This is a genomic window from Halolactibacillus halophilus (assembly GCF_900115605.1).
GTDB lineage: Bacteria > Bacillota > Bacilli > Bacillales > Amphibacillaceae > Halolactibacillus > Halolactibacillus halophilus.
This window is the reverse complement of sequence record NZ_FOXC01000004.1, coordinates 44,407-59,968: the sequence shown is the minus strand read 5'-3', so window position 1 is coordinate 59,968 and position 15,562 is coordinate 44,407. Positions and strand designations below refer to the sequence as shown.

General features: G+C 37.1%; 8 protein-coding genes. All 8 read left to right on the top strand.

The features are described from left to right. Positions 1–11: 11 nt before the first annotated feature. The 8 genes from BM098_RS02845 to BM098_RS02810 all read left to right on the top strand — a co-directional run bounded on the left by BM098_RS02845 (position 12) and on the right by BM098_RS02810 (position 15,352). On the top strand, positions 12–2,033 hold the full coding sequence (locus tag BM098_RS02845) for a YIP1 family protein (protein ID WP_089830201.1): 2,022 nt from the start codon (positions 12–14) through the stop codon (positions 2,031–2,033). Next, positions 2,026–4,287 carry a DUF5696 domain-containing protein gene (locus BM098_RS02840; protein WP_089830199.1) on the top strand — a complete coding sequence of 754 codons (2,262 nt, stop codon included), beginning with the start codon at positions 2,026–2,028 and terminating at the stop codon, positions 4,285–4,287. Before BM098_RS02845 ends, BM098_RS02840 begins: the two co-directional genes overlap by 8 nt. Continuing rightward, complete coding sequence (locus BM098_RS02835; protein WP_089830197.1) at positions 4,288–5,151, top strand: carbohydrate ABC transporter permease; 864 nt, start codon at positions 4,288–4,290, stop codon at positions 5,149–5,151. 13 nt (positions 5,152–5,164) lie between these two features. Further along, complete coding sequence (locus tag BM098_RS02830) at positions 5,165–6,127, top strand: carbohydrate ABC transporter permease (RefSeq protein WP_234987387.1); 963 nt, start codon at positions 5,165–5,167, stop codon at positions 6,125–6,127. 18 nt (positions 6,128–6,145) lie between these two features. Beyond that, positions 6,146–7,372 carry a glucoamylase family protein gene (locus BM098_RS02825; RefSeq protein ID WP_089830195.1) on the top strand — a complete coding sequence of 409 codons (1,227 nt, stop codon included), beginning with the start codon at positions 6,146–6,148 and terminating at the stop codon, positions 7,370–7,372. Beyond that, the gene (locus tag BM098_RS02820; RefSeq protein ID WP_089830193.1) at positions 7,369–9,774 is read left to right on the top strand and encodes a beta-galactosidase; all 2,406 of its coding nucleotides are present in this window, start codon (positions 7,369–7,371) and stop codon (positions 9,772–9,774) included. The genes BM098_RS02825 and BM098_RS02820 overlap by 4 nt, the downstream gene beginning before the upstream one ends. Before the next feature lie 81 nt (positions 9,775–9,855). Then, positions 9,856–12,024 (top strand): beta-glucosidase BglX, encoded by a 2,169-nt coding sequence (gene bglX, locus BM098_RS02815; protein WP_089830191.1) that lies wholly within the window; start codon positions 9,856–9,858, stop codon positions 12,022–12,024. Position 12,025: 1 nt separating this feature from the next. Continuing rightward, positions 12,026–15,352, top strand: a complete 3,327-nt coding sequence (locus BM098_RS02810) for a GH36-type glycosyl hydrolase domain-containing protein (protein ID WP_089830188.1) — start codon at positions 12,026–12,028, stop codon at positions 15,350–15,352. Positions 15,353–15,562: the final 210 nt, after the last annotated feature.

Below are 15,562 nucleotides of genomic sequence, written 5' to 3'. Positions count from 1 at the left end.
AGGGGAAACGAATGAAAAAAACCTTTTTACTCATATGTATCATGATGTTCTTGCTGAAGTTTCCAATCCAAATAATTGCCCAAGAGTCTGTGGCCTATAAAACAGAAACAATAACTTCAACTGGTGATATTATTGAAACACAATCGGCTTATTCACCCATCGGTTTATTTGGTAAAGACTATAAATTCCAGACACCTGAAGATGTTTACATTGATGAAAATGACAATGTCTATATTGCTGATTCAGGTACAGGTGAAGTTATTAAATTTAGATCAAATGGAGACATTGAACAAGTATATGGTCGGGATTTTTTAGGCTCACCTCAAGGTGTATTTGTCGACCATGACCAAAATATTTTTATAGCGGATTACCAACAATCGATGATTGTGAAATATAATCAGTCGGGTGATGAAATTAAGAGATTTGAGAAGCCGGACACGCCATTATTCGGTAGCTCAACCCCTTTTAAACCGCAAAAACTAGCTGTAGACCGACGTGGTAATCTTTATATTGTCAGTGAAGGGACTACAAATGGCATTATTCAGTTGAATGCAGCGGGTGATTTTTTAGGGTTTTATGGTGTTGGCTCAACCCAACCTTCTATAGGTAACGCTATTCAAGAACTCCTTACCTTTGAATCTCAACGAGAGTCACTTTTTAACCGAGTGCCATCTGCACCTAACAATGTATCGATAGGAAAACAAGGTTTAATCCATACAGTTACTTCAGGAACCTCATGGGAGGTAATTAGAAAATTAAATGTTGCGGGTGACAATATGTTACCATCTGATATTTCAACAATATTAAACTTAAAAGATTTAGCTGTGGGATTGATTGGTAATATCTATACAGTTGATAATGACGGTCTTATTTATGAATATGATCGTTTTGGGCATTTACTCTTTACTTTTGGTGGTAAAGACGACGGCAGTAATCGGTTAGGTCTCCTTCAGCAACCAACAAGTATAGAAGTTGATTCGGTTGGAAGGGTATTTATTAGTGACCGTGAAAAAGGAAACATTCAAATGTATGAACCAACGGCTTTTACTGGTTTGTTACATCAAGCTTTATCACTATATGGAGATGGCTTTTATATTGAAAGTGAAGCTTACTGGGATGAGGTCATCCGATTGAATTCTGCTTTTGGGCTTGCGCATAGTGCAAAAGCAGAAGCGTTATACAAACAACAACAGTACAATGAAGCATTAGAAGAATTTCGTTTAGCAAATAATCGCGCAGGCTATTCAGATGCTTTTTGGGAAGTAAGGTATCAATGGATGGAGCAGAATTTACAATGGTTTATTCTCGTACTTGTACTGCTTGTCGTTCTTAACGCTATCGTTAATCAATTAAGAAAACGCTCGATAAAAATCAACCGAGCTTTAACTATTCATCATCGGTTAAAAAAATATCGCTTGGTTAATGAGTTATTATATTTTAAAAAGTTTTTAACAGCACCCATTGATAGTTATTACTACTTAAAAGAAAATAAGCGTGTGTCAGTACGATCAGCGTCACTATTACTTGCTGCACTCGTGACTTTATACTTCGTTTGGTTTATATTTACTGGCTTTATTTTTAACACAAATCGGATAGAAGATATGAATCTACTGCTAGATTTAGCGTTATTAATTATTCCATTCGGACTATTTGTTGTTGCTAACTATATGGTGAGTACAATTACGGATGGTGAGGGCCGATTTAGTCATGTGTTTACTGGGACTGTTTATGCATTATCTCCCGTGCTAGTATTTTTGCTACCTATTACGCTAATATCAAATGTTTTAACGCTAAACGAAGGTTTCATCTACTACTTTGCTTTGCAAGTTATGGTTGTTTGGTCGTTAGTGATGCTGTTTATGATGATCAAAGAAGTCCATGACTTTACGGTAGCAAAAACAATCGGTAACATTTTACTTACAATCTTTACGATGTTTATCGCTGTATTAGTATTCTTTGTTTTATACGTTTTATTTGATCAAGTGTTTAACTTTGTTTATACAATGATTCAGGAGGTGATGTTACGTGTTTAAATCAAACAAAGTAATAATTAGTTTAGTTGTCATTGTTTTATGCGCCCTATCATTAACATTGCTAGCAAATGATGAAGAAAAACCGATCATCACTGATTCTTCACCTATAAAGTCAAACCAATCATTGCGCTATGAATCTATTCAATATACTAGTAAAGAACCAGAAATTGATACCATTGACCAATCAATTAGCTTTGTTGGATATGAAAAAGTTGCAGAAAACAATCAATTAGTCTTGTATGTAGAAAAAGAATCCTTAGCGATTAAAGTTGAAAATAAACAATCTGGTTACGTATTTGAGTCAGGCCTCTCACCAGATAAGGAATATAACCTTAACACGACTTGGACAAATCAAGCGCAATCAGCTTTAACTATTGATTATCAAGCCGCAGATGGTGGAAATGAAACAGAAAGTATTTTATCTGAGTCGTCAGAAGTTACACTGTCAGTTATTGATGATGGTTTTGAAGCGGTTGTCCATTTTTCTGCATCAGATATATCGCTTGCGCTTGAAGTGACGTTAGAAAATGATGATATTATTGTGCACATTCCTAACGAGAAGATAAGCGAAAATGAGAATAAATTAGTGACACTGATGGTTTACCCATTTTTAGGTGCTGTAGAAAAAGATGCGATTCCGGGTTACGCAGTCATACCTGATGGTAGCGGGGCATTAATGCGATTCAAGGAAGAGTATTCAGGGGTGAGCAATCACTTTAGCGCTGCTTTTTATGGAGAGGACTTAGGTTTTTCAAGACAACTTCAAAAAGAGACAGACGTAATTAATGAAACGAATCAGTTATCTTTACCATTGTACGGAATCGTTCATGGCGTTAGTCAAAACGGTTTTCTTAATGTGATTGAATCAGGTGCCCCGTTTGCACATCTTCTTGTCTATCCAGCGGGTGTATCAACAGATTTCAATTGGATAACAACAAGATATAATTATCGCTATAGCTATTTCCAGCCAACGAATCAAAATATGGAAGGCTACAATACGATTCAAGAAGACCGTAATCAATTTGATATAACAGAACGTATATCATTTGTTGAAGGTGAACGAGCATCCTATACCGGATTAGCAAATATTTATCAAGATAAACTCATTGAGCAAAATATTTTTGAGGACAAAGAAGATAGATTTGATGTGAGATTAGAGTTTTTGGGAAGTGAACATAAACCGGGGCTACTTTTTGATAGTGTATTCGAAATGACACCCATTTCTTCAATCCAGACAATGGTGACTCAACTCGAGAATGAAGGCGTCACAGATATCTTTGCCATTTACAAAGGGTGGTTTGATGGAGGTTTAACGAGTACCTTGCCAGAAAAGTTCCCAGTAGAGAACAAGGTTGCCACGGATGATGAAATCGAAGAAACCTTAGCATTTTTAAAAGATTTAGATATTCCTATGTATTTCCATACTGATTATTTAAAGGCATATCAAAACGCAGGTGGTTATTCTCCTCGACAAGATGTAGCTCGCAAAATTAATGCTGAAACAATTAATGGCACAGATGAGGATTATAATTACGTGTATTTATCACCTGAGAAAAGTAAAGATATGCTAGATTCAGATTTACTAGAGTATGAGGCGAACGGGATCCAGCATCTAGCGATTGATCATGCTTCAGCGCTATATTCTGACTTTAATAATGATTATATTACACGGCCGGATCATCAAGAAATATGGAATGACATGTTAACAAGTGTGGAGGAACAAGGGATCAAGACAGCTTTATATAAACCAAATGATTATTTATTTAAGTCAACAGAGCGCTATCTTGATATGTCTCTTTACTCATCAGGGTACTTCTTTACGACGGATACCGTACCCTTTTTACAAACAGTATTAAAAGGTTATATTCCTTACTACGCCCCGTTTAGTAACTTTAATGCCAACGGAACCGACGACCTTTTAAGAATGATTGAATACGGTGCTTATCCGTCTTATTATCTAACGGCCGCACCGTCAAACTTATTAATAAATTCTGGATCAAAAGATTTATACACGTCGGAATTCACTGACTGGAAAGATGAGATTGTGAGGAGTTATCACTTAATAGCTGAAGCGTTAGTACCCGTGCAGGGTGAAACAATTATAAATAGAATAGTACACGAAACAGGCTTAATTGAAGTGGCATATTCTAATGGCACAGCTATTATCGTGAACTATAATGATTCTCAAATGACAGTTGGTAATAGAACTGTAGCACCGAAAGATTTTATCGTTAGAGAAGGAGGTGAAGAATAAATGAAAGTTTCACTAAAAACCGGAAAACAATTAATCGGCATGTCATTTATTCTTCCTTGGCTTCTTGGATTTGCGGTATTTACTGCTTACCCATTAGGATATTCAATGTTTTTGAGTTTTCAACAAGTGCGTATTACACCTAAAGGTATTGTGACTGATTTCGTAGGCTTTGATAATTTCAGTTATGCTTTTACAGTAGACGCCTTATTCACTCAAGAGTTATTAACATATCTCGAAGAGTTATTTATCTCAGTGCCAATTATTTTAGTATTCTCACTTATTATTGGTTTACTGTTAAATCAAAACATTAAATTTCGTGGGCTATTTCGAACCATCTTCTTTTTACCGGTCATTATTACGTCAGGGCCAGTTATTGAGGAATTAATGGCTCAAGGTGTCACCGCTATACCATCAATTGAGGAATATGCGATATTTACTATCATTTTAAATAATAGTGAAAGTTTTTTTAACTCAACCATTATCTATTTGATGGACAATCTTATTTTCATTTTATGGTTTTCAGGTGTTCAAATACTCATTTTCTTAGCAGCACTGCAAAAGATTGATCGTCAAATATATGAAGCGGCAAAAATTGATGGGGCATCTAGTTGGGAATGTTTTTGGAAAGTAACGTTACCAAGTTTATCGCCAATTATTATCATCAATGTTATTTATACCGTCGTAACTTATTCTATTTTTGCGCTTAACCCCGTTGTAAATCATATTCAAAGTAATATGTTCCAAATTAATACAGGATTCGGCTATGCTTCGGCATTATCTTGGATCTATTTTGGAGTAATAGCATTGGTGTTACTGATCATTGTTGGTTTATTAACCTTAAGAGCAAAGAAAAAATATAGCTAAGGGAGTGAGAGATTTGAAGAAAAATGCAGTTGTTAATCAAAGAATGCCGAAGAAACAAAAGCAGCAAAGAATAAAACACCTCCTCTTCGGGTCAAATGTAAAGACAGGCATTATCACACAGCTGTTTATCTATAGTTTGCTTATTGGCATTGGTTTTGTATATCTGTATCCGATGATTCATATGGGGTCATATAGTTTTATGACTTTAGAAGATTTACTTAACCCATTGATTACGTGGTTACCTTCACAGTTTTATCTTGAAAACTATGAGACGGCCTATCGCGTTTTAAATTTCTCATCTACATTGGGTGTAACCCTTTATGTTACGGTACTGCCCGCGCTAGCTCAAACGTTAGTGGCCAGTTTAATCGGGTATGGATTTGCCAGATTTGATTTACCATTTAAACGGACATTATTTGGCTTAGTACTAGCAACATTTGTAATCCCACCACAGGTCCTAATGATACCGCGATATGTATTTTTTAATGACTTAGGCATTATTGGTAATATACAGTCATTCCTATTGCCAGCAGCATTTGGTCAAGGTTTGAACAGTGCGATTTTTATTTTAATATTTTATCAATTCTTTAGAATGTTACCAAAATCATTGGAAGAAGCAGCGTATTTAGATGGGGCTGGTTATTACAAAATCTTCATTCGAATTGCTGTCCCAATGGCGATTCCAGCGTTTATCATCTCATTTCTATTTTCATTTGTTTGGTACTGGAATGAAACAACTATGGCGGCAACTTTCTTTGGGAATGCACTGACAACCTTACCTTTAGAATTACAACGCTTTAATGCCTCATATGAACAGATGAATGCTCAAAACCTCGGGGGCTCTAATGTAAATATTAATGAAGGGATTAGCATGGCAGGAACGATGCTAAGTATCTTACCTCTGTTAGTTGTTTACTTCATTACCCAGCGCTGGTTCGTAGAAGGTGTCGATCGTTCAGGAATCACCGGAGAGTAATTAAAAAGGAGCTTATATATGGATGCAAGAGCAATATTGGAAGAAGAAGCGAGACGCAGCTTTCGATTCTTTTATGAAGAAGCAAATACAGATTTAGCGAGTCCTGGTTACGGATTAATACGAGATAAAACGAGTGCTAAAGCTGAAGATATTGCAAGTATTGCTTCAGTTGGTTTTGGTTTAAGCGCTTTTGTTATTGGTGTTGAGCGAGGATGGATCAGTCATGAAGTGGCTTTCAATCGTGTAAAAAAAACATTGCATAGTTTTTACCACAATGTCGAACACGTAAATGGATTTTTTTATCATTTTGTTAATATGACTACAGGTAAAAGGCACCGAGACTTTCACGATTGCGCGTCTATCATTGATACGAGTATTTTTCTAAATGGCGCTTTGACAGCAGCAAGTTATTTCGGAGGAGACGTCGAAAACTATTTCCAGAAAATTTATCAAAGAGTCGATTGGAGCAAGTATTACAATCAAGAAGAAAATGTGTATTACATGGGCTATCATAAAGAAACGGGTGGGTTTGGTCGCTGGGATATGTACGCAGAACAGATGATGCAATATTTTTTAGGGGTTGCTTCTCCTACGTATCCAGTGCCGGCAGATATTTATCAGGGATTTGAACGACGGCTGATGACGTATAAAACCTATACTTTTTATAACAGCCCGGGAGGTGCGTTATTCACACACCAGTTTTCCCACGCATGGTTTAATTTTAAATCCTATCTAGATCCGGATGGCATTGATTGGTTCAAAAATGCTACCGTTGCTTCAAAAGCAAGTCGAGCTTTTTCGATTGATCAACAAACTAACTTTAAAACGTACCATAAAAATGCATGGGGCTTAACAGCGTGTGAAGGGCCAAATGGCTATATTGTACCGGGTACGCCGCCGTATTATGACGAAGTAAAAATGACCTTAGATGGAACAGTACCGCCATGTGGTGCGATTGGTTCGATCGTTTTCACCCCTGATGTCGTAAAAGAGGCTGTTTATTATTACTATCATCAGCATCCTGATCTGTTTGGTAAGTATGGCTTTTTTGATGCTTATAACGAAGAGCTTAGCCCCACGTGGTATGCGGATATGGTGATTGGTATTGATAAAGGTATTTCTTTACTAATGATCGATAACTACTTGCACGGAACGACATGGAAATATTATATGCAGCACCCCATTATTAATAGAGCTGTGACTAAATTAGGCTTTCAAAAAAGAGAGGTGAGGGTTAAATCATGATTGAAATTAAACAAAAACAAATTATTATTGATGGTAAACCAGAACTTCTGATGATAGGAGAAATCCATTATTTTAGAATACCTCGTGATCAGTGGGAGAATCGGTTGGAGCAATTAAAAGAAAGTGGATGCAATGCTGTTTCTAGTTATATCCCTTGGGTTGTCCATGAAGAATTCTATGAAGATATTGACTTAGACGGCCGACAATTCCCTGAACATGATTTAGCCGCATTTATTGATTTAGCTAAAGAGCATAATTTATACTTCTTTGTTCGCCCGGGTCCATTTATTATGGCTGAAATGAAAAATGATGGTATTCCGTATTGGCTATATGAAAAATATCCAGAAGTCACACCAATAACATGGAATGGTAACCAGGCAACAACAGTGACAGTAGATTATCTTGCCCCTAACTTTCTAAAAGAAGTTAAGCGCTGGTATGAAGCGGTATTTAAAGTTGTTGTTCCTCGACTTCATGACCATGGCGGCAACGTCATCGCCATACAGCTTGACAATGAAATCGGTATGCTATCGTGGGTCAGTAATAATCCTGATTTAACGGACCAGATGCTAGAGCAATTTAAACGTTACTTAAATCAAAGCTATGATAAACAAACATTACTTAAGCGTTATCCTTTTATTGATGACGCATTCGATCAATTCAAACAAGAAATTAGAGCGCCAAAAAATGTAAATCCTCTCGATTTACATAAGGATTTAGGTTATTATATGCGTCAACGTTTTAGTGAGTATGTTCGCGTATTAAGAGCATTTGCGGAATCATGTGGCGTATCAGGCGTACCATTCATGGTTAATATCCACGGCACAGGTGGTGGTCGAGCGCTGACTTATCCTATTGGTATTAGTCAATTATATGAAAGTTATACGCAAGATACTGGCTATATTTCTGGGTCAGATCATTACTTTGGTAACTTAGATATGACAACGTTTCAAGATTTATATTTGATTAACGGTATGATGGATGCCGTTCATTCAGAGGATCAGCCACTCACATCAGCGGAGTTTAATTGTGGCGACGGTAATTTTGGTGAGACGTTAACTGGGCGCTATGACCCTTCAGCTGCAGATCTAAAGACAAGGATGAGTATCGCCCAAGGGAATCGATTGTTAAATTATTATTTGATGGCAGGTGGTTATAACCGACAATTACAGCGACCGACAGCTGATGGAAATAACCGTATTGCGACAACAGGAGAGCGTCATGGTTTTGCGGCGCCGATTTCACCTGAAGGCGAGAAAAATTATACTTTCGATCGGATGGCTACGTCGATAAAACGTATGTTAGCAGTAAAGGACAAGTTAGCTGTGATGAACGAAGAACATGATGATCTGCATTTTGCCTTTATTCCTGATTACTACATGACAGAGTATCATTATCCAGATTCAGAAAGTGAAAGAGCGTTTATCGGTAATTTAACGAGTAATAGAGCCCATGCTAGTTGGGAGTTACTAGCTAGAAGTATGTTGCTTGCCGGTTACAGATTTACTGGTATTGACATCCAAAATAAGCCGCTTGATGTTAAAAATGTTGGCGTACTTGTTGTACCTAGTGCTAAGTATATGAGCAGAGATATACAAGAAAAGTTGGTTGATTTCACCGCTGAGGGAGGTCGTGTGCTCTTATACGGAGAATTACCGCAGTATGATATGGAAGGCAATTCTTGCACCCAACTTATTCAAGCATTGGGTGTCACTTATGAAAAAGATTATGAAGCGAATCAACAGTTTTATTTATCGGTAAGAAGAGTTGACGATGTAAAGCAGAAGGAGTTAAGAACGTATTTTGCCCAAGGCTTCACACTTAATGGACAAACGCCGCTTATTAAAATAATTGGCACTGAGCATTATGCTGGATTTAAAACTAAAATAAAAAAAGGGGCTATAACAGTTCTTACGACACCTTACAAAACAGATCTTGATTTTTACCGCAGTATGTTAGCGGATTTGGGCGTTAAACCAGGTCTAACACATGATTATGACAATCATGGTTTATTTACAACATCAGTAAGAAATAGAGATGAACGATTTATTCATCTATTAAACCTTGAAGGATACGCTAAGACATGTCATGTATTAGAACGTGAAAAAATGTTATTCGATGGTGAATTGTTAAATCTAGCAGGTTATGAAGGGGTCATGTTACCGGTCGAGATCAACATAGATGAGACGACATGTCTTCATTATAGTACATGTGAAATAATCAGCTACGATTCACAACATGTTACCTTCGATACTAAATCAAAAAATATAAAACTAAAAATAACAACAACGAATAAAGTCAGTACGAGTACTGAAATGGAAAAGCAACAAACGGATAATGTATATATTTTTACGTTAAAGAACAATCATCATGCGGAAATATTGACGGTGTATTTTGAGTAAAATGAACAAACCTCTAAAGAACAGCTTTGGAGGTTTATCATGATATTAAATTTGAAACGATTCAAAAAGAGGAGGGATAAGATGGACATCGACGCGTTACTTAAACAAATGACATTAGATGAAAAAATTGATCAATTGATGCAATTAGCTGCATTTTTATTTGATGGCGCCAGTCATGAAGGAGAAATAACTGGTCCACTAAGTGATTTAGGTATTAGCTCGCAAACGATACACAATAGTGGATCAGTTTTAGGTGGGTCAGGTGCAGCTGAGATTAAGCGTATTCAAGAAGCACATTTAACAACCAATCGTCTAAATATTCCATTGCTTATAATGGCAGATATTATCCATGGGTATAAAACAATTTTTCCGCATAACTTAGCCTTAAGCTGTTCTTTTGATCCGGAATTAGTAGAAGAAACGGCTCGGATAGCAGCAAAAGAAGCGGCTGTTTCAGGTATACATGTAACATTTGCCCCTATGGTTGATTTGGTGAGAGATCCCCGGTGGGGAAGAGTTATGGAATCAACAGGAGAAGACCCCTATTTAAACAGTGAGCTTGCTAGAGCGTTTGTCAGAGGCTTTCAAGGACAAGATATCCAAACGTCTAAAGACTCGGTAGCTGCATGTGTCAAGCATTTTGCTGCGTATGGCGCTATTGAAGCAGGACGTGATTATAATACTGTCAATATGTCAGAAAGAGAATTGCGAGAGGTGTATTTGCCAGGTTATAAAGCCGCTCTTGATGAAAATGCTCAAATGGTCATGACGGCATTTAATACCATTGATGGTAAGCCGTGTTCAGGTAATAAAGCATTAATGCGCAATCTGTTAAGAGATGAATGGGGATTTAATGGTGTGGTCATTTCAGATTGGGGTTCTATACGAGAATTAATCCCGCACGGCGTAGCAGAAAATGAAAAGGAAGCGGCGGCTTTAGCAATTGAGGCTGGTGTGGATATTGAAATGATGACTAGCACGTATGTGAGTCATCTGAAAGAACTAATTAAAGAAGGAACAATAGAGGAATCCCGTATCGATGAAAGTGTTCGGCGCATATTGAAGTTAAAGCAGACATTAGGGTTATTTGAAAATCCTTATCGTTTCCTGGATGAAGACAAGGCAAAAGACGTCATTTTTTCAGAAGAACACCGTCTTGTCGCAAGGCGAGCCGCAGAAGAATCTATCGTTTTGTTAGAGAACGATGGGATCCTGCCAATAAATAAAGGGGATGATGTGGGGTTAATCGGTCCTTTTGCAGAAAGTCAAGATTTACTTGGGCCGTGGTCATGGATTGGTGATAAAAATGATGTGGAAACTTTAGCAATGGGAATAAAAAAAGTCTTTTCAAAACCCATTTCTATAAGTTCAATTCAATCCGTTCACGCTATTGAACAAGAGGAGTTAGTATCTGCCATCGAGGTGGCAAAAAAAGTTGATACAGTGATTTTAGCCTTAGGAGAAAGCTCTGATATGAGTGGTGAAGGTGGATCAAGAAGTAAGATTGACTTACCAGAAATTCAATTAGAGTTATTAAAGAAAATACATGAAGTTAATAACAATATTGTTGTCGTGTTAATTAATGGTCGTCCACTCGATTTAACACATGTCACGCCGTTTGCTAAAGCAATAGTGGAAGCCTGGTTCCCAGGGTCATCTGGTGGGACTGCGATTGCCCGGATATTGTCTGGAGATAAAAATCCATCAGCGAAACTAACAATGAGTTTTCCGGATACCGTTGGGCAAATACCTGTTTATTATAATCATCATAATACTGGTCGGCCTTTGGACCATAACAATCCGCACAATCGTTACGTTTCTAAGTTTATCGATGGACCTAATATGCCGCGTTATCCGTTTGGATATGGCTTAAGTTATAGTTCATTCGAATATAGTGAGCTTGAGTTATCGCAATCTGTGTTAAGAGATAGCAAAACACTTTATGTCTCAGTTAAAGTTAAAAATACAAAAGAGAGATCGGGTGATGAGATTGTACAGCTGTACACGAGAGACCATGTCGGTGAAGTTGTTCGCCCGTTAAAAGAATTAAAAGCATTTAAGAAAATCCACTTAGAGTCAGAGGAATCAAAGACGGTAACCTTTGCCGTTACAGAGGAAATGCTGCGCTATACCCATAGTGACTTAACGTGCTATACGGACCCTGGAGAGTTCACGGTCTTTGTAGGAACTTCATCAGCTAACACAATCGAAGCTTCATTTAAATATCAAATTGAAAGCGAGGAAAAATAATATGACACATCAACCATTACGATTAAAAAAAGGTGACATATCTTTTGAATTTTTAACAACGGGTGACATTAAGAAGGTTCAATACCAATCCATTATGATTAATCAATGGATTAGTAATCCTTTGGATGGAAGTTTAAATCAACTTTACCTTCGTATTCATGATGATGAAATTAAAAGTTATCCGCTTTTAGGTGTCAAAGCGGGTGCAACATTTAACTTAAGCGAAACGAAAGCAACTTATAAAGGTAAAGTCGAAGGACTAAATTATCAAGTGACTTTAGAAATAGGTGAAGAAAATACATGGTTTTATACAGTTGATGTGGACAACGATGGCCGCACGATTGATATGATGTATGGACAAGATATAGGGCTTGGAGACCCAGGAGCAGTGAGAAATAACGAAGCTTATGTATCCCAGTATATTGATCATTCTGTTTATGAAGTAGACAATAGTTACGTTGTTTGTTCTCGTCAAAATCAAGGTCAATCAACAGGACATCCTTATTTAGAACAAGGATCATTGAATAACCTTGTTGGTTATGCAACAGATGGGTTTCAGTTTTTCGGCTTAGATTATAAGGAAACAGATATTCCAATAGCTTTAACGAAAAGTTTACCTAACGACATATATCAATATGAATTTGCTTATACATCTCTACAAACTGAAAAAACAAAAACGAACGAAAGGACGGCATTTGTTTTTTATGGTCACATTCAAGGTGATCATCCTAATGCAGTAACTAAGCCACTTCAATCTGATAAAGTACAAGCAATTTACGACCGACGAAACACTCAAATCACATCCGCAATATATGATAGTTCACCAAAAGTAAATGAGCAAATAGGAAAAGTGATTGTAGGGGAGTCATTAACTAAAGAAGAAATCAATAAACTGTATCCAAATAGAATAGAAGAAGAATTTAATGAAGGAGAACTTCTTGCTTTTTTCACAAAAGATTATGAGCATGTCGTATTAAAAGCAAAAGAACGGTTAGTAGAGCGCCCACACGGTCACATACTTATGGGGAATCGGAATGATCATGTAACAGATGAGACACTAACATCAACAACATTTATGTATGGTTTATTCAATGCCCAACTTGTATTAGGGAATACGAGTTTTAATAAATGGATTTCAAATCAACGGAATGCACTTAATGTTATGAAGGCATCTGGACAAAGGATTTATATAAATGATGGAGAACACTATCGTTTAATGACAGTCCCATCCAGTTATCACATTGGTTTGAATTTCACTCGCTGGACTTATAAATTTAAGGAAGATGTCATTGTTGTCACCGCTTATACGTCGCTAAATGATAAAACCGTTAAGCTAGAAGTTACTTCTGAATCAGGAAAAGCTTATAAATATTTAGTGACTAACCAGGTGACAATGAACACAAACGAACATGATCAATCATTTATTATGAAAACACTGGAGAAAGAATTAATATTCAAAGCAACAGAAACCAGTGACAGTGCGCCGGTCTATCCGCAGCTATCATACAAACTTGGAGTGAAAGGCGCAGATTTTGATGTATATGATGGTCGATTCTTTGTAGAAAACAGTACAGCAAATGAGAGTTCACTCGTTGTATTAGAAATAACGGCAACAGATGCTCTAACCATTACTGTTCAAGGAACGTTAGACGACACGTTTGACTCTGTATCAAGTGATACGTTCGAGCAGGAAACAGCAACCTACAAAGCGTATTACAAACACTTATTAAATGACTTTGATTTAACGCTAAAGGGTGAACGACTAGATGAGATTGAGAAAGTTAATGCCCTCGCCTATTGGTATACACATAATATGCTAGTACACTTTTCTGTCCCACATGGGTTAGAACAATATAGCGGAGCTGCATGGGGCACGCGTGACGTTTGCCAAGGGCCGATAGAGTATTTCCTTGCGACTGAAAATTATAAAACAACAAAAGAAATTATTTTAAATATATTTAAGCATCAATTTGAAGACGATGGTAATTGGCCACAATGGTTTATGTTTGACCGGTGTCACCATATCAAAGCGGGAGAAAGTCATGGTGATATTATAGTTTGGCCACTTAAAGTTATGGGGGACTATTTAGAAAAAACAGGTGATTTTTCAATTTTAGATGAAAAGGTCCCGTATACAGTAAGAGGGGTTCATAACTTCACTGAAGAATCCTATTCAGTTATGCATCATTTAGAAAAAGAAATTGCATATATCAAAACGCATTTCTTACATGAAACAGCATTATCATCATATGGTGATGGTGACTGGGATGATACGTTACAACCGGCTAATAAACAATTAAAGCAGTACATGGTGTCAAGTTGGACGGTGGCATTAACCTATCAGGTTCTTGCTAAACTTGAGAAAGTATTTGATAGCCGTGATAAAGAAAAGGCAGTTGAATTAGGGCGTTTAGCTGATCAGATAAAAGCTGATTTTGAGCGATACATGTTAAACACAGATGTCATACCAGGCTTTTTATACCTTGAAGATTCAAATAATCCGGTACCTATGCTCCACCCAGATGATGAGGCAACAGGGATCCACTATCGCCTATTACCGATGCAACGAAGTATCATAAGTGAATTAGTGCCAAAGACAGTGGCTAATAGAAACTATCAATTAATTCAAGAGCATCTCGCTTGTCCGGATGGTGTGAGATTAATGAATCGCCCAGCTAATTATCAAGGGGGTGTGAATACTCATTTCCAACGTGCAGAAACAGCCGCTAACTTTGGTCGTGAAATCGGGTTACAGTATGTACATGCTCACATTCGTTACGCAGAAGCAATGGCGAAGTTAGGTAAAGAGGATGAAGTTTGGTCAAGTTTAGAAAAAATTAATCCGATTGGGATTCAAAAAATTGTGCCCAATGCTGAATTACGACAAAGTAATGCCTACTTTAGTTCATCAGATGGTAAGTTTAATGATCGCTATGAAGCACAAGCGAACTTTGCTGAGTTGAGAAATGGGAAACGTGCTGTAAAAGGTGGATGGAGAATTTATTCAAGTGGACCTGGAATTTATTTAAATCAACTTATTTCTCAGGCACTAGGCATTCGCCCAATGCACGATAGATTAGTTATTGACCCTATCTTACCAGATCACTTAGATGGTTTAGCGTTTCAATTTAATGTATATAGAACGCCTGTTGTTTTTAACTATCACTTACATGCGGATAAATCCGGTATCATCGTGAACAATCATGCGGTAGCTGTTGAAAAAGAACAAAGTCCATACCGCTCTGGTGGATTAATAGTAAATAAACAAGCGTTACTACCATTGTTGATGAAAGAAGATAATGTTATAGATATCTATATTCAGAGGTAGCAAAAAAGGAGCTTAGCTCCTTTTTTGCTTTCTAACCGATACCATAAATGTTAGTGATATTAGTCAATGTGGTAACAGGCAGACAAGAAAGATAATAGAATGAGTAATTCCTCCGAATTGCTGCTATCAAATATTAAACATCACTCACCAGCAAATGGTAGTTACGTTGCGGTTATATTCTTATGAAATCTTCTTCCTTAAACAATTGCT

Coding starts and splice junctions, on each gene's coding strand:
- BM098_RS02845 (WP_089830201.1), top strand. CDS start 12: ATGAAAAAAACCTTTTTACTCATATGTATCATGATGTTCTTGCTGAAG.
- BM098_RS02835 (WP_089830197.1), top strand. CDS start 4,288: ATGAAAGTTTCACTAAAAACCGGAAAACAATTAATCGGCATGTCATTT.
- BM098_RS02825 (WP_089830195.1), top strand. CDS start 6,146: ATGGATGCAAGAGCAATATTGGAAGAAGAAGCGAGACGCAGCTTTCGA.
- BM098_RS02820 (WP_089830193.1), top strand. CDS start 7,369: ATGATTGAAATTAAACAAAAACAAATTATTATTGATGGTAAACCAGAA.
- bglX (WP_089830191.1), top strand. CDS start 9,856: ATGGACATCGACGCGTTACTTAAACAAATGACATTAGATGAAAAAATT.
- BM098_RS02810 (WP_089830188.1), top strand. CDS start 12,026: ATGACACATCAACCATTACGATTAAAAAAAGGTGACATATCTTTTGAA.